Origin of the sequence: Comamonas sp. B21-038 (assembly GCF_022387135.1) — a bacterium.
Taxonomy (GTDB): domain Bacteria; phylum Pseudomonadota; class Gammaproteobacteria; order Burkholderiales; family Burkholderiaceae_C; genus Comamonas; species Comamonas sediminis.
On the sequence record NZ_CP092462.1, the window covers coordinates 3697800 to 3712923 of the forward strand.

The following is a 15124-nucleotide window of genomic DNA, read 5'->3' on the forward strand; positions in this document are numbered from 1 at the left end:
AGTGTGAACTCATCAGTTCAACAATTGATCTTTGAGGTTCAAACGTTTGGCTGTCGTATCTACAAGGGGCCTTTCATGCAACGCATCGCTGTCATCGGATCGGGCATCTCTGGGCTGGCCGCTGCCGCCCACCTGGCCCGCTCGCAGACATCGCACCGGGTCTGCCTGCTGGAGGGCGGCAGCCATTTCGGCGGCCATGCCAACACGGTGGACCTGCGCCTGAACGGCATCACGCACGGCGTGGACACCGGCTTTCTGGTGTTCAACCACCGCACCTACCCCTTGCTGACCCAGCTCTTCCAAGACCTGGATGTCGATACGGTCGCCTCGGAGATGTCGTTCTCCGTCCAGGTGCCCGGTGCCAACGGGGCATCCGCGCTGGAGTGGAGCGGCCGGTCCCTGGCCAGCGTGTTTGCCCAAAAACGCAACCTGCTGCGCCCGCGTTTCTGGGGCATGCTGCAGGACATCGCCCGCTTCAACCGCCTGACCACCGGGATCGCCGAGCGCCAGGCCGAGGCAGAGATGACCGCACCGATCGCTGCATTCCTGGACCAGCACCGCTTCTCTGAGGCGTTCCGCAGCGACTACCTGCTGCCGATGCTGGGCTGCATCTGGTCCTGCCCGACGGACCAGATGCTGCGCTTCCCCGTCGCCACGATGATCCGCTTCTGCCACAACCACGGCCTGATCCAGGTGCGGGACCGGCCGCAGTGGTACAGCGTGCGCGCAGGCTCGCGCCAGTATGTGCGCCGCCTGCTGGCCCGATTCACGCAGGATGGCCGCCACGAGGCGCGGCTGAACACGCCGGTGCTCGGCCTGCAGCGCCACCCACAGGGCGTCATGGTACAGATGGCCCAGGGCGCCGAATGGTTTGATGCCGTGGTTCTGGCCTGCCACAGCGACCAGGCCTTGCAGCTGCTGGGCGACGGCGCGACGGCCGCTGAACGCGCGGTGCTCGGCAGCATCCGCTACCAGCCCAACGAGGCGGTCCTGCATACCGACAGCAGCGTGCTGCCCCAGCGCCGGGCGGCCTGGGCCGCATGGAACTACGAGCGCGCAGCCGCCTCCAGCGCGGAGCAGGCGGGCGTCTGCCTGCACTACCTGATCAACCAGCTCCAGCCCCTGCCTTGGCAGCAGCCGGTGCTGGTGTCGCTCAACCCGGCACGCCCGATTGCCGCAGACCAGGTACATGCCCGCATCCACTACAGCCACCCGGTGTTTGACCAGGCGGCCATCCTGGCCCAGCGCCAGCTGCCCCAACTGCAGGGCCAGCTGAGCACCTGGTATTGCGGTGCCTGGTGCGGCTATGGCTTCCACGAGGACGGACTGCGGTCCGGCCTGGCGGCCGCTGAGAGCCTGTGCCAGTCGCTGGCCGGCGCAGCGCCAGCCGTGCAAGCACCTATGCTGGAGGAGGCTGCATGAGCAACCGCTCGCTGATCGGCTTTGGCCACATCTGGCACCAGCGCTTGCGCCCGGTGGTGCATGCCTTCCGCTACCCCGGGTACTTCCTGCTGCTGCCTTTGCGCAGCTTGCGCGACCAGCCCGATGCGGTGCTGCGCCGCAACCGGCGCGCGGCGATCAGCTTTCGTGACTGCGACCATGGCGACGGCAGTGCGGACTGCCTGGCCTGGTTTGACCAGCTGCTGCAGCAGGAAGGCATCGGGGACGCGGTCGGCGAGGTCTGGCTGCACACCTTCCCGCGTGTGCTGGGCTATGCGTTCAAACCCGTCAGCTTCTGGTATGCGCACCGCGCCGATGGCTCGCTGGCCGCAGTGCTGGCCGAGGTCAACAACACCTTTGGCGAACGCCATGCCTACCTGCTGGCCGGGCCCGATCTGGCCTGGGGAACAGAACAGGTCGCGGCCAAGTGCTTCCATGTGTCGCCGTTTTGCAAGGTGCAGGGCGAGTACCGCTTCCGCTTTGTGCGCAGCGACAGCCGCAACCTGGTGCAGGTCGATCTGCATGACGAGGCGGGGCCGCTGCTGCGCACCGGCGTCGCAGGCACGCTGCAGCCGTTGACCCGCGCCACCGTGCGGCGCGCATTCTGGGGCATGCCCTTGATGACCTGGGGCGTCGTGTTCCGCATCCACTGGCAGGCGCTGCGCCTTTGGTGCAAACGCCTGCCTTTCCACCGCAAACCCTCCGAGCCCAAGAGCCTCGTCACACGATGAACTCCACCACTGCACCCCTGCCGAGCCCGTCCGCCCCAGCCGGACGCTCCACCCCCCGCAGCGCGCGCCAGGTGCTGCAGCTGCTGGAACATCTGCCCCGCGGCCAGCTGGACCTGCAACTGCCCGATGGGCGGGTGCGGCACTTCCGCCAGCAGGCCACAGCCCAGGCCGATGCACGCTGCGTCATCCACGACTGGGATGCGCTGGACCGCGTTCAGCGCTCGGGCGACATAGGATTGGCCGAAGGCTATATCGACGGCCAATGGGACAGTCCGGACCTCAGCGCGCTGCTGCGCCTGTGCATCGCCAACCGTGATCACCTGGAGCAGCTGGTGTACGGCAGCTGGTGGGGGCGGCTGGGCTTTCGGCTGCGCCACCTGCTGCGCCGCAATACGCGAGCGGGCAGTGCCAGAAACATCCATGCCCACTATGACCTGGGCAATGACTTCTACCGCCTGTTTCTCGATCCGGGCATGAGCTACAGCGCAGCCTGGTTTGTCGGGCGCGACGCCCCGGCACGGGCCCAGGCCGACCTGGGCCAGGCCCAGGATGCCAAGATGCGGCAGGCGCTGCGGCAAACCGGACTGCAGCCGGGCCAGCGCCTGCTGGAGATCGGGTGTGGATGGGGCGGCTTGGCGCAGATGGCAGCCGAGGGATTTGGTGCGCAGGTCACCGGTGTGACGCTGTCGCGCGAACAGCTGCTGTGGGGACGGCAGCGCATCGCCGATGCGGGACTGGCGCATCAGGTCGATCTGCGCTACCAGGATTACCGCGACCTGGCGGCCGAGCACCAGGCGCAACCCTTTGATGCCATCGTGTCCATCGAGATGTTTGAAGCCGTGGGGCATGAATACTGGGGCAGCTACTTCCAGACGCTGCGCCAGTGCCTCAAGCCCGGCGGCCGGGCCTGCGTGCAGTCGATCACTTTGCGCAACGACCTGTTTGCACGTTACCTGCACTCGACCGACTTCATCCAGCAGTACATCTTTCCCGGGGGGCTGCTGCCCAGCACCGAAGCCTTTGAGCAGGAGGCGCTGCGGGCCGGACTGGTCGTGGAACACAAGCTGCATTTTGGCAGCGACTATGCCGAGACGCTGAGGCGCTGGCGCGACGCTTTCGAGCGCCAGCTCGATGCCGTCCGGGACCAGGGCTTTGACGAGCGTTTCATCCGTATCTGGCGCTTCTACCTCGCTTACTGCGAGGCATCGTTCGACATGGGCAATACCGATGTGGTCCAGTTCACGTTGCGCAGGCCCGACCATGCTTGACCTGCGCCGACGCCAAACCCTGTGCTGGGGCGCCAGCCTTGTTGCTCTTTCCACCACTGCCATGACCCACGACCTCCTCGCTGCCACACCTGCCATCCCTGCCGAGCTGGGCACCGCCTTGCCCGGCGCGCGCCTGGTCGGCACCGGTGTGCTGCGGTTTTTTGGACTGCGGGTCTACGAGGCGCGGCTGTGGGCGCCTGCCGGCTTCAACCCGCAGGACTACACACGCCAGCCTTTTGCGCTGGAGCTGGTCTACGACCGCAAGCTTGAGGGTGAGGCCATTGCGGAGCGCTCCATTGCCGAGATGCGCCGGGTGGCGCCCTTCTCGGAGGACCAGGCCCGCCAGTGGCTGCGCATGATGAAGCAGGCCTTTCCCAATGTGGCGGCGCAGGACCGCCTGCTGGGCCTGAACGACGGCACAGGCAAGGTCGTCTTCCTGCACAACGGGCGCGAGACCGCCGCCATTGACGATGCGCTGTACGCGCGCCTGTTCTTTGGCATCTGGCTGTCGGAGCAAACCAGCGCACCGGCACTGCGCGCTGCGCTGCTGGGCCAAAGCTGAGGACGGTCCGCGATGCATGCCATCCCGGTTCAGCAAGCGCTTTCCTGGCGCACGGGGCTGGCCTATGGCGCGCTGGCTGCACCGCTGGCCTTTGTATCGCTGCCGTTGTATGTGACCCTGCCCCACTACTACGCGGCCGAGGCCGGTGCGCCACTGGCCGGCTTGGGGGCCGTGCTGCTCGCCACCCGGGCCTTTGATGCACTGCTGGACCCGGCGCTGGGCCGCCTGGCAGACCGCCTGCTGCAGCGCGGGCGAGGTGCCGCCTGGCTGGCGGCGGCACTGGGCAGTCTGGCCATGGCCCTGGGGTTTTTTGCGCTATGGCACCCGCCCGCCAGCCACCCGGTCCAGATGCTGGGCTGGCTCGCAGCCTGCCTGCTGCTGAGCACCTTGGCTTACAGCGCGGTTGCCATCCTGCACCAGACCTGGGGCACCCGCTGGGGCGGCCAGGCAGCCTGGCGCACCCAGGTGACTGCCTGGCGCGAGGGCGCCACGTTGGTGGGCGTACTCACGGCCAGCGTCTTGCCCAGCCTGCTGGGCATGGATGCGACCAGTGCGGTGCTGCTGGCCGCGCTGGGCCTGGGTTTGCTGGGCTTGTACCGGCTGCGCGATCCGCGCGCGGGCGCTGCAGATGCGGTTGCACGGGCCGCACCGCGCGGTAGCCTGCCCCAGGCCTCGCCGTGGCGCGATGCCGCCTTTCGCCGGCTGCTGTCGGTCTTCATGCTCAACGGCATTGCGGCGGCCATACCGGCCACGCTCTTGCCTTTCTTTGTCGTGGACCGGCTCCAGGCGCCCGAGCTGCTGCCGCTGTTCTTGCTGTGCTACTTCGCCGCTGCAGCCCTTGGGCTGCCGCTGTGGGTGAAAGCCGTTGCCCGCTGGGGCCTGGCGCCCAGCTGGCGCGCCGGCATGCTGGCCAGCGTCATTGCATTTTTCTCGGCGTCCCTGCTGGGCGCGGGGGATGCCTGGGCCTTTGCCGCCATCTGCATCGCCAGCGGCCTGGCGCTGGGCGCAGACCTGGCGGTGCCTGGTGCGCTGCTGACCGGTGTGATCCACGAATCTGGCCATGGGGGATCCGGCGACGGGCGTTACCTGGGCTGGTGGGCCTGCGCCACCAAGCTCAACCTGGCTCTCGCCGCCGGGTTGTGCCTGCCGCTGCTCGCCATTGCGGGCTACCACAGCGGCAGCACCGCCCCCGCCGGTCTACAGGCGCTGGCCTGGGCCTATGGCGGTCTGCCCTGCCTGCTCAAGTTGTTGGCCCTGGCCTCACTCTGGCGCGCTGAACGCCTGCAACCCTCCTGGAGGTAATGATGACATCCCCACCCTGCACCCACCGGTTCCTGACCCTGCGGCGCGCCGGAATCGGCCTGGCCTTGGTCGGCACGATCGCTGTGCTGAGCGCCTGCGCCAGCCCCCCGGTCGAAGACTACGCCCAGGAGCGCCCGGCGCTGGACCTGCGCCAGTACTTCAACGGCCCGCTCACGGCGCATGGCATGTTCACCGACCGCCAGGGCAAGGTGGTCAAGCGCTTTACCGTGCACATGACCGGCAGGTGGACGGGCAATGACGGCGTGCTGGAAGAGCACTTTGTCTACAGCGATGGCACGACGCAGGAGCGCACCTGGCACATCCAGTACCTGGGTGAAGGGCGCTATAGCGGCCAGGCAGGGGATGTGGTCGGCCCGGCCACGGGCCAGGCTGCCGGCAACGCGCTGCACTGGAACTACGTGCTGGCCTTGCCGGTGAACGGAAGGGTCTGGAACGTACGGATGGACGACTGGATGTACCTGATGGACGGGCGCACGATGCTCAACCGCACCGCGATGAGCAAGTTCGGTATCCACCTGGGCGATCTGACCATTGCATTCACCAAGGAGCCGGGATAATGCCGCTGCTGCAAGCCAGGCTCAATCTGCCGATGCCCGACTGGCAAGGCCGATCCGCTTGGGTGATTGGTGCCTCCACCGGCATTGGCCGGGCCACGGCGGAGGCGCTGCATGCACGGGGCGCGCGCGTCGTCGTATCGGCCCGGGATGGCGCAGCGCTGCAGGACTTTGCCAACAGCCGCCCTGGCTGCCTGGCACTGGCGCTGGATGTGAGCCAGCCAGGCACAGTGGCCGCAGCCGCGCAAGCCGTGCATACCGCCTTAGGTGCTGCGCCCGACCTGGTGCTGTACTGTGCAGGCTATTACCGGCCACTGCGCGCCACCGCATTCGACCTCGAAGAGATGCAGAAACATCTGGCGGTCAACTATGTCGGCGTGCTCCATGTGCTGGACGCCGTGCTTCCGATGCTGTTGCAGGCGGGGCAAGGCCATATCGCGCTGGTTGGCAGTGTCGCAGGCTACCGGGGGCTGCCGATGTCGCTGGCCTATGGCCCCACCAAGGCGGCGCTCAACAACCTGGCAGAAAACCTCTACCTCGACCTGCACCCCCAAGGGCTGGGCGTGTCCATCATCAACCCCGGCTTTGTCGAGACCCCGCTGACCGCCCAGAACAGCTTCCGGATGCCGGCACTGATCAGCTCCGCCGAAGCGGCGCAGCACATTCTGCAAGGCTGGGCGCGCGGACAGTTTGAGATGAACTTCCCCCGCCGCTTTACCCGCTGGATGCGGCTGCTGCGCTGCCTGCCCGACCGCTGGTACTTTGCCAGCGTGCGCCGCATCACCAAGGCCTGATGCGGGGGCTGGGACGACAGCAGCACGGCATGCGCGCCCATTGCCGGTAGCCCCGCAGTGGGCCAGTCTTGCAGCAGACCTGTTCATCCACTTCTCCCGTTTGGCCCTGCCCTAGACACAAAAGGAAATCTACGATGCCTTTCTGCACAAGCGCTCTCATCCGCGCCACGGCCATGGCGCTGGTCATCACCGGCACTGCCGTCGCGCTGCCCGGTTGCGCCGTTTCCGTTCCCCCAGGTGTTCAGCCGGTCAGCAACTTTGACGCCAGCAAATACATGGGCACCTGGTATGAGCTGGCACGCATTGACCACCGCTTTGAAAAGGGCCTGACCCAGGTGACTGCCACCTACAGCCTCAATGCCGATGGCAGCGTGACCGTGCTGAACCGCGGCTATGACCCTGTCAAGCAGCAGTGGAGGGAGGCCCAAGGCAAGGCACGCTTCCTGCGCCAGGCCGATGAGGCTGCGTTGAAGGTCTCGTTCTTCGGCCCTTTCTACGGCGGCTACAACGTGGTCAGCCTCGATGACCAGTACCAGACCGCCTTGGTCATCGGCAGCAGCGTCGATTACGTCTGGATCCTCTCGCGCAGCAAGACCATTGCGGAGGCCCAACGGCAAGCCCTGCTTGAGAAAGCGCAGTCGCTGGGTGTCGATTTGGCGCAGGTGATACGGGTGGAGCAGTAACCGTGCCTGGATGGATTGCCCCTGTTCATGGGCGCCCATAAAAAACGCAGCCCCAGGCTGCGTTCTTACATTCAAAAGCCCCCCGCGCCACCGCCCAAGCAGCGGCGCACGAGCCTCTCTATCAGCAGTCGCCCACGCGCTTGCTGGTCACCGTGGTGGTCATCCCCTGACCGCCCATGTCCATCTTGCTGGTGACGGTGTTCTCGGTGGGCGAGACGTAGACGGCCTCAAGGTCCATGCTCATCTTGCCGTCGCCGCAGCTAAAGCGCATCGATTCCTTGTTGCCATCGCTCTTGACGTCGGCGGGGCTGCAGCCGGGCATGTTCTTCAACTGCGCATCGGCAAGCGATTGCAAGGTCTTGCCCGCCATCTCGGGGGTGATGCACATCTCTTGCACCAGCTTGCCGCCTTCGACCTTGGCATTGTCCAGGTTGGCGGCCTTCTTCTGCTCTGGTGTCATGGTCTTGAAGGCCTGCTCCATGCCGGCCAGCGCCTGCTGGCCCATGGGGCCACTCATCTCAGTGATGGCCTGCCACTTGCCCGGCTGTACCTTGGGTGCCGCCGCAGCGGGTGCCGGAGCCGGGGCTGCAGCAGGCGCCGCTGCCGGAGCGGCTGCTGGCGGGCTGCTGGGCGTGTCTTCCTTCTTGCTGCAGCCGATCAGTCCGGCACACACGACCACGGCCACGACGGCCATTCCTGTTAGTTTTTCCATGTTGTATCTCCTCATTGCGGCACGGCACGGGCATGCGGCGTGCGACGCGTTGCCCTCCCCATGAGCACAAGCGCGTGGCCGCAGTGTATCGATCCAAGGCGTAGAAATGGTTACCAATTGCGTTTCCAGCAGCGCCCCACCACACGCGCCGAGCCGGTCTGCAGAGCCGTTCTGGCGCTTCCGCCCCGCTGGGCGACTGCGGCAGTACAGAATGTAAACAAGCATAAAATACCGCGAATAATTCTTATTCATAACATTCCATGCGTTCTTCATTCAGCTGGACACTGGCGCTGCTGGCCGGTTTGCTCAGCGGCCCTGCCCTTGCCCAAACGCCCGCTGCGGCGCCTGCAGCGACCACCACGGCTCCCGAAGCCACCGACGCCCGCCAGCTCTGGCAGTTGCTGGACTATGTCGCCGTGGACTACGGTGGCGCGGTCGAAAACGGCCAGATCGCCAGCGAGGGCGAATATGCCGAGATGCTGGACTTCAGCGCCAATGCGCTGCAGCAGGCGGGGGCCCTGCCTGCGCATGCCGACAAGGCCCGGGTGACGGCCCTGGTCGGCCAACTGCGTGCGGCTGTGCAGGCCAAGGCATCTGCCGATGAGGTGGCCCAGCTGGCCCACCAGGCGGCCCAGTTGCTGGTGGCGGCCTACCCGATGCCCGTCTCCCCGGCGAAGGCTCCCGATATAAAAAAAGGCTCTCAGCTCTTTCAGCAAATCTGTGCAAGCTGCCATGGCGCCAGCGGCGGCGGCGATGGCCCTGCGGCGCAAGGTCTGGATCCGCAGCCGATTGCGTTCAGCGATGCCCAGCGCGCCAATGCCCGCAGCCTGATGGCCTTGTACCAGGTGACCTCGCAAGGCGTGGAAGGCACGTCGATGGTGGCCTTTGGCGCACTGCCCGACGACGACCGCTGGGCACTGGCCTACTTTGTCGGCGGCCTGTCGTACAACGACGAACTGCGCGCCACCGGCAAGGCGCTGTGGCAGAGCGATGCAGGCCTGCGCGCCCGCTTTGCCGATCTGGCCGCCCTCAGCACCACCACCGCGCAAAGCCTGACTCCGGCCATGCCGATCGAACAGGCCCGCGCGGTACTGGCCTATCTGCGCGCCAACCCCGAGGTCGTCAGCGAAGGCAAGGCCAGCGGCGTGGCGCTGTCACGCCAGCGCCTCGCGCAAAGCCTGGTGGCCCTCAAGGCCGGTGACCGCAACCAGGCGATGAAGCTGGCCCTGTCCGCCTACCTGGACGGCTTTGAGCCGCTGGAGCCCACCATTGCCGCGCGCAACAAGGCCTTGATGACCCAGGTCGAATCGGCCATGGTGCAGTACCGTGCCACGGTGGCCAGCGGCACGCTGCAGCAGGCCGAGGCCGCTGCCGGGCAGTTGCAGACCATGTTTGACCAGGTCGAGGCCGAGCTGAACGCAGGCGCGTCGGACGCCACCGCCACCTTTGTCGGCGCGCTCACCATCTTGCTGCGCGAAGGGCTGGAGGCCTTGCTGATCGTCATCGGCATGGTGGCGCTGCTGCGCAAGGCCGGCCGCCAGGATGCGCTGCGCTATGTGCATGCCGGCTGGAGCTCGGCCCTGGTCGCCGGCGGCCTGACCTGGGCCGCCGCCACCTACCTGGTGGAGATCAGCGGCGCCAGCCGCGAGGTGACCGAGGGCCTGGGCTCGGTCGTGGCGGCGCTGGTGCTGCTGAGCGTGGGCCTGTGGATGCACAGCAAGAGCAGCGCCGGCCGCTGGCAAAGCTATTTGAGCGAAAAGCTCTCGGCCAGCATGGGCCAGGGCTCCATGTGGGGCCTGTTTGCGCTGGCCTTTATCTCCGTTTACCGTGAGGTGTTCGAGACCGTGCTGTTCTTCTCGGCCCTGGCCTCGGACGGTCACCACGCCGCCTTGCTGGGCGGCGGCCTGGCTGCGGTGGCGATCCTGGCGGTGATAGCCTTGGTGCTGCTGCGCACCAGTGCCCGCATGCCCGTGGGCCGCTTCTTCTCGGCCACCTCGATCCTGGTGGCCGTGCTGGCCGTCGTGCTGATGGGCAAGGGCGTGTCCTCGCTGCAAGAGGCTGGCTGGGTCAGCGCCACGCCGCTGGCCGCGCCCCGCATCGAGCTGCTGGGCATGTTCCCCACGGTGGAGACCATGCTGGCCCAGGCCCTGGTGCTGGCGCTGGTGGTGTTTGGCTTTGCCTACAACCGCGCTGCGGCGCGCAAGGCGCTGGGCGTCCAGAAGTAAGCACCGCCTCATCGGCTGCCAGACCTCGCCCGGGTGCAGACCGGGGCGAGGTCTTTTTCTTTGACCGGCGCGGCGCGCAGCGACTACCATCGGCAGGGTTCCCGCGATCTCTCCACCCCCTCCCCCGACCATGCGCATCATTCACACCTCGGACTGGCATCTGGGCCAGCATTTCATGGGCCAAAGCCGCCAGGCAGAGCACAGTGCGCTGATCGACTGGCTGCTGGAACAGGTGGCGGCGCAAGCCGCCGATGCGGTGCTGATGGCAGGCGATATCTTTGACACCGGCGCGCCACCCAGCTACGCCCGCGCGCTCTACAACCGCCTGGTCGCGCGCCTGCACCAGGCCGGTGTCGCGCTGCTGGTGCTGGGCGGCAACCATGACTCGGTCGCGGTGCTGGAAGAGAGCCAGGGACTGCTCCAAGCGCTGGGCACCCAGGTGATTGCCGCCACCGGCGCTGCCGAGCAGCATGTGCGCATCCTGCCGCTGCGCGATGGCACCCCTGGCTGCATCGTCTGCGCGCTGCCCTTCATCCGCCCCCGCGATGTGCTGCAAAGCCAGGCCGAGCAAAGCGCGCAGGACAAACAGCTGGCCTTGCAGCAGGTGATACAGGCCACCTACCAGCAGGTGTATGCGGCGGCACTGCAGCAGCAGGCGGCGCTGCAGGCCAGCCTGGGGCGGCAGTTGCCCATCATTGCCACCGGCCACCTCACCACCGTGGGCGCGAGCAGCAGCGAATCGGTGCGCGAGATCTATGTCGGCGCGCTGGAGGCCTTTCCGACCCAGGCCTTTCCGCCGGTGGACTACATCGCGCTGGGCCATATCCACCAGCCGCAGACAGTGGGCGGGCTGGCGCACATCCGCTACAGCGGCTCGCCCATCGCGCTGGGTTTTGACGAGGCGCGCCAGACCAAACAGATGCTGCTGGTGGAACTGGGCGCACCAGGGCTGCAGTCGGTGACAGCCCTGCCTGTGCCGGTGTTCCAGCCCATGATGGCATTGCGCAGCAGCCTGGCGGCCTTGCCCGCCGCGCTCGAGCAAGCCACTGCGCTGGCCCGGGCCGACAAAAAGGTGTGGCTGGACATCACGATCGAAGAAGATGACTACCTGGCCGACCTGCCGCTGCGCGTGCAGGCACTCGCCGACGGCTTGCCGCTGCAGCTGCTGCGGGTCAAAAGGCTGCGCGGTCGGGCAGCAGCACAGTGGAGCGGCCCGGCCGTCGAGGCGCTGGATGCGCTGACCCCTGCACAGGTGTTCGAGCGCCGCCTGGCGCTGGAAACCATGGACGCCGAGCTGCAGCAGGCGCTGACCACGCGCTACCAGAGCGTGCTGCAGTCGCTGGCCAACCCCAGCGGGGAGCCGCTATGAAGATACGCAGCCTGCGCCTCAAGAATCTGAACTCGCTCAAAGGCGAGTGGCGCATCGATTTCACCGCAGCGCCCTTTGCCGACAACAGCCTGTTTGCGATCACCGGCCCGACGGGTGCCGGCAAATCGACCTTGCTCGATGCGATCTGCCTGGCGCTCTACCACCAGACACCCCGGCTGGCGAGCATCAGCGCCGGCAGCAACGACCTGATGACGCGCCACACGGCCGACTGCCTGGCCGAGGTGGAGTTCGAGGTCAAGGGCACCGTCTACCGCGCCTTCTGGAGCCAGCGCCGTGCCCGCGACAAGGCCAGCGGCGCGCTGCAAGGGCCCAGGGTAGAGCTGGCGCGCGTGGCCGATGGCGAAATCCTGAGCACCCACAGCAGCGACAAACTGCGCCAGATGACCGAGATCACCGGGCTGGATTTTCAGCGCTTTACCAAATCGATGCTGCTGGCCCAGGGCGGGTTTGCGGCCTTTTTGGAGGCCAAGGCGAATGAGCGCGCCGAGCTGCTCGAGGAGCTGACCGGCACCGACATCTACAGCCAGATATCGCAAACCGTGTTTGAGCGCGCCCGCGATGCCCGCCAGGCGCTGGAGCGTGACAAGGCCCAGGCGGGCGCTGTGCAGCTGCTGCCCGAGGCCGAGCGCGCGCAATTGCAGGCCGACGCACAGCGACTGCAGGATGCACTGGCCACACTGCAAACCCGCCATGCCGCGCTGCAAGCCCTGCAGCACTGGCAGCAGCAAACCGCACAAGCGGCGCAGGCACAGCAACAGGCCCAGGTGCGCCTGCAACAAGCCCAGCAAGAACTGCAGGCTGCCACCCCCGATCTGGAGCGTCTGCAGGCCCATGGGCCTGCGCAGGCGATTGCTCCACTGCATGCAGCCTGGCAGCAGGCGCAAGCGGCCACTACTGCAGGCCAGGCCGTACTGGCCCCCTTGCAGGGCCGTCTGGCCGATGCCCACAGCCGCCAGTGGCAGCTGCAACAGCATGCCAGCACGCTGGCGCTGCATGCCCAGCAGCAGGCCGAGCAGGCACTCCAGCAGCTGCAAAACCAGCAGAGCGATCTGCAGCACTGGCTGCAGCAGCACCAGGCCCTTGCCGCGCTGGGCGACCAGCTGAGCGGCTGGCGCGAGCAGCTGGCGCAGCGCCAGCAGCAGCAGCGCCAGTTGGCGAAAGAGCAAGCCATGCTGCAGCAAGCCCGGGAACAAGGCCAGTTGCTGCAGCAGCAGATGGCGGCACAGGCCACCCATCTGCAACAGGCCCAAGCCGTGCAGCAGCAGGCAGATGCCGCAGTGCACGAGGCGCAGACCGCACTACAAAGCCGCCTGGCGCCCTATGGCGGCAGCCTGGGCCAGTTGCGCAGCCACTGGCAGACCGCACAGCAGCACCAGCAAGCCTGGCAGCAGTTGCTGCAACACGTGCAGCAACGCCCACCGCTGGCGCGGGATGCAGAGCAGCTGGGCGATGCGCTGCAGGCCTGCGCCGCACCGCTGGCCCAGCAGCAGGCCACGTTGGCCGCACTGCGCAGCCAGTACAAAGCGCAGAAGGAGCGGGTGAGCGACAAACAGCGCCTGTTGGCGCAAGAAGAGCGCATCCAAAGCCTGGAAGCCCATCGCCAGGCCCTGCAGCCGGGCGAAGCCTGCCCCCTGTGCGGCGCCCATGAGCACCCGGCGATTGCTGCCTATGCGGCCCTCGATGTATCAGCCACCGCCGCCGCGCTGCAGACCGCGCAGGCCGAGCTGGAAGCGCTGCAGCACCAGGGCGAGCAGCTCAGCGCCGCGCATGCAGCGGCCCAGAATCAGCAGACCAGTCTGCAGGCCCAATTAACGGCGGCCGAGCAACGGCTGGATGCATGGCAACAGCAATGGCAGACCCTGTGCAACGCCATGGTCCCGCCCATCTCTGCATCTGCCTGGCAGCAGCCGCAAACCCTCGCAGAGGCGCAGCAAGCCCGTGCCGCGCAAGCCGCCCAGTTGCAACAGGGCTTGGCCGCAGCCGAAGCTGCAGAGCAAGCACTGCAGCGCGCCAAAGACAGCGCCCATGCAGCGGCCCAAAGCCTGCAAGAGGCGCAGCATGCGCAAGCGCGCCTGCAGCAGACCCAGCAAGACAACAGCAACCAGCAGCAACGCCTGCTCCAGGCTGTAGCGGATGTGCAAGCGCTGGTCGATGCGGCCGAGGCCGCGTTGCAATCCAGCCTCACCCCGCTGGGCCTGGCGATGCCGCCCGCCGACGGCCACGATGCCTGGTTACAGGCCCGCCAGCAGGAATGGCAGCAGTGGCAACAGCACCATACGCAGCTGCACACCGTCGCCCAGCAGCTGGGGCTGCAACAGCTCCAGGCGAGCCAGTGCGCGCAAGAGGCCCGGCAATGGCAGCAGCGCCTGGCGCAATCGCCGCCACCGGCGCAGACGGGTGCCGCGGCCATCGCGCTGCCCGCCACGCTGGCCGATTGCGCTGCACTGCTGGAACAGACCCGCCAAGCGCTGGCCAGCCTTGACGGCCAGACCCGGCAAGCGGGCCAGCAACTCGAGCAGCTGCAGTCGGCACAAGCACTGGCGCTGGCTGCTTGGGACCAGGGCTTGCAGGCGAGCCCCTTTGCCGATGCACAGGCTTTTGCGCACGCATTGTTGCCACCGGGCGAGCTGGAGCGGCTCACCCAGCAGCGCGATGGCCTGCAGCTGGCGCTGCAACGCGCCAGCACGGTGGCCGAGGAAGCGGCGCAACACCACCAGCAACTGCAAGCCCAGGCCCTGACCGCTGAAACACCCGAGGCGCTGGACGCGCAATGGCAGGCCTTGGAAGCAGAGCGCAACCAGACGGCTGAGCGCATGGGCGCCCACCGCGCGCGCCTGGCCGATGACGACCAGCGCCGCAGCGGCCAGCAGGCCTTGCTGGCGCAGATCGCGGCGCAGGAGCGCGACAGCGAGCTGTGGCAACGGTTGGATGGGCTGATCGGCTCAGCCAAGGGCGACAAGTACCGCAAGTTTGCCCAGGGCCTGACCCTGGACCATTTGCTGGCCCTGGCCAACGGCCATCTGGCGCGTCTGCATGGCCGCTACCTGCTGCAGCGCAAGAGCACCGGCGAGCTGGAGCTCGATATCGTCGACAGCTGGCAAGGCGATGTCGCGCGCGATACCCGCACCTTGTCGGGGGGTGAGGCCTTTCTGGTCAGCCTGGCACTGGCGCTCGCGTTGTCGGACCTGGTCAGCAGCAAGACCTCGATCGATTCGCTGTTCCTGGATGAGGGCTTTGGTACGCTGGACGGCGACACGCTGGAAGTGGCATTGACGGCGCTGGACACGCTCAACGCCAGCGGCAAGATGATCGGCATCATCAGCCATGTGGAGGCGCTCAAGGAGCGCATTCCGGCGCAGATCCGGGTGGAGAAGGGCGCGGGAATTGGCTACTCGCGCCTGGAACTCCACCGCTGAGCGCTGGGCAGCGGGTTTGCCAGGGG

At 67.1% G+C, this 15124-nt stretch carries 12 protein-coding genes; 11 read left to right on the top strand and 1 reads right to left on the bottom strand.

Annotated features, from left to right (window positions below):
• Window positions 1–75: 75 nt before the first annotated feature.
• From MJ205_RS16965 to MJ205_RS17000, 8 genes are all read left to right on the top strand, one after another.
• Window positions 76–1422 carry an NAD(P)/FAD-dependent oxidoreductase gene (locus tag MJ205_RS16965; RefSeq protein ID WP_239809536.1) on the top strand — a complete coding sequence of 449 codons (1347 nt, stop codon included), beginning with the start codon at window positions 76–78 and terminating at the stop codon, window positions 1420–1422.
• A complete protein-coding gene (locus MJ205_RS16970; protein WP_239809537.1) occupies window positions 1419–2171 on the top strand; it encodes a DUF1365 domain-containing protein in 753 nt (250 codons plus the stop codon). The genes MJ205_RS16965 and MJ205_RS16970 overlap by 4 nt, the downstream gene beginning before the upstream one ends.
• Window positions 2168–3439, top strand: coding sequence for an SAM-dependent methyltransferase (locus MJ205_RS16975; protein ID WP_239809538.1), 1272 nt, complete (start codon window positions 2168–2170; stop codon window positions 3437–3439). The genes MJ205_RS16970 and MJ205_RS16975 overlap by 4 nt, the downstream gene beginning before the upstream one ends.
• On the top strand, window positions 3432–4001 hold the full coding sequence (locus tag MJ205_RS16980; protein ID WP_342395167.1) for a chalcone isomerase family protein: 570 nt from the start codon (window positions 3432–3434) through the stop codon (window positions 3999–4001). The genes MJ205_RS16975 and MJ205_RS16980 overlap by 8 nt, the downstream gene beginning before the upstream one ends.
• Window positions 4002–4013: 12 nt before the next feature.
• The gene (locus MJ205_RS16985; protein WP_239809540.1) at window positions 4014–5303 is read left to right on the top strand and encodes an MFS transporter; all 1290 of its coding nucleotides are present in this window, start codon (window positions 4014–4016) and stop codon (window positions 5301–5303) included.
• 2 nt (window positions 5304–5305) lie between these two features.
• Window positions 5306–5881, top strand: coding sequence for a DUF3833 domain-containing protein (locus MJ205_RS16990; protein ID WP_239809541.1), 576 nt, complete (start codon window positions 5306–5308; stop codon window positions 5879–5881).
• Window positions 5881–6672 (top strand): SDR family NAD(P)-dependent oxidoreductase, encoded by a 792-nt coding sequence (locus MJ205_RS16995; RefSeq protein WP_239809542.1) that lies wholly within the window; start codon window positions 5881–5883, stop codon window positions 6670–6672. The genes MJ205_RS16990 and MJ205_RS16995 overlap by 1 nt, the downstream gene beginning before the upstream one ends.
• Window positions 6673–6806: 134 nt before the next feature.
• Window positions 6807–7355: a lipocalin family protein gene (locus MJ205_RS17000; protein WP_239809543.1), complete on the top strand. Its 549-nt coding sequence runs from the start codon at window positions 6807–6809 to the stop codon at window positions 7353–7355.
• 121 nt (window positions 7356–7476) lie between these two features.
• On the opposite strand, the gene MJ205_RS17005 is transcribed toward MJ205_RS17000, so the two are convergent.
• Window positions 7477–8067, bottom strand: coding sequence for a DUF3617 domain-containing protein (locus MJ205_RS17005; RefSeq protein WP_239809544.1), 591 nt, complete (start codon window positions 8065–8067; stop codon window positions 7477–7479).
• Between the two features lie 260 nt (window positions 8068–8327).
• On the opposite strand from MJ205_RS17005, the gene MJ205_RS17010 reads away from it, so the two are divergent.
• From MJ205_RS17010 to MJ205_RS17020, 3 genes are all read left to right on the top strand, one after another.
• Entirely contained in the window at window positions 8328–10292 is a 1965-nt protein-coding gene (locus MJ205_RS17010) for a cytochrome c/FTR1 family iron permease (RefSeq protein WP_239809545.1), read from the top strand.
• A 130-nt stretch (window positions 10293–10422) separates the two neighbouring features.
• Window positions 10423–11661, top strand: a complete 1239-nt coding sequence (gene sbcD, locus MJ205_RS17015) for an exonuclease subunit SbcD (protein WP_239809546.1) — start codon at window positions 10423–10425, stop codon at window positions 11659–11661.
• On the top strand, window positions 11658–15098 hold the full coding sequence (locus MJ205_RS17020; RefSeq protein ID WP_239809547.1) for an AAA family ATPase: 3441 nt from the start codon (window positions 11658–11660) through the stop codon (window positions 15096–15098). The genes sbcD and MJ205_RS17020 overlap by 4 nt, the downstream gene beginning before the upstream one ends.
• Window positions 15099–15124: the final 26 nt, after the last annotated feature.

Coding starts and splice junctions, on each gene's coding strand:
- MJ205_RS16965 (WP_239809536.1), top strand. CDS start 76: ATGCAACGCATCGCTGTCATCGGATCGGGCATCTCTGGGCTGGCCGCT.
- MJ205_RS16970 (WP_239809537.1), top strand. CDS start 1,419: ATGAGCAACCGCTCGCTGATCGGCTTTGGCCACATCTGGCACCAGCGC.
- MJ205_RS16975 (WP_239809538.1), top strand. CDS start 2,168: ATGAACTCCACCACTGCACCCCTGCCGAGCCCGTCCGCCCCAGCCGGA.
- MJ205_RS16980 (WP_342395167.1), top strand. CDS start 3,432: ATGCTTGACCTGCGCCGACGCCAAACCCTGTGCTGGGGCGCCAGCCTT.
- MJ205_RS16985 (WP_239809540.1), top strand. CDS start 4,014: ATGCATGCCATCCCGGTTCAGCAAGCGCTTTCCTGGCGCACGGGGCTG.
- MJ205_RS16990 (WP_239809541.1), top strand. CDS start 5,306: ATGACATCCCCACCCTGCACCCACCGGTTCCTGACCCTGCGGCGCGCC.
- MJ205_RS16995 (WP_239809542.1), top strand. CDS start 5,881: ATGCCGCTGCTGCAAGCCAGGCTCAATCTGCCGATGCCCGACTGGCAA.
- MJ205_RS17000 (WP_239809543.1), top strand. CDS start 6,807: ATGCCTTTCTGCACAAGCGCTCTCATCCGCGCCACGGCCATGGCGCTG.
- MJ205_RS17005 (WP_239809544.1), bottom strand. CDS start 8,067: ATGGAAAAACTAACAGGAATGGCCGTCGTGGCCGTGGTCGTGTGTGCC.
- MJ205_RS17010 (WP_239809545.1), top strand. CDS start 8,328: ATGCGTTCTTCATTCAGCTGGACACTGGCGCTGCTGGCCGGTTTGCTC.
- sbcD (WP_239809546.1), top strand. CDS start 10,423: ATGCGCATCATTCACACCTCGGACTGGCATCTGGGCCAGCATTTCATG.
- MJ205_RS17020 (WP_239809547.1), top strand. CDS start 11,658: ATGAAGATACGCAGCCTGCGCCTCAAGAATCTGAACTCGCTCAAAGGC.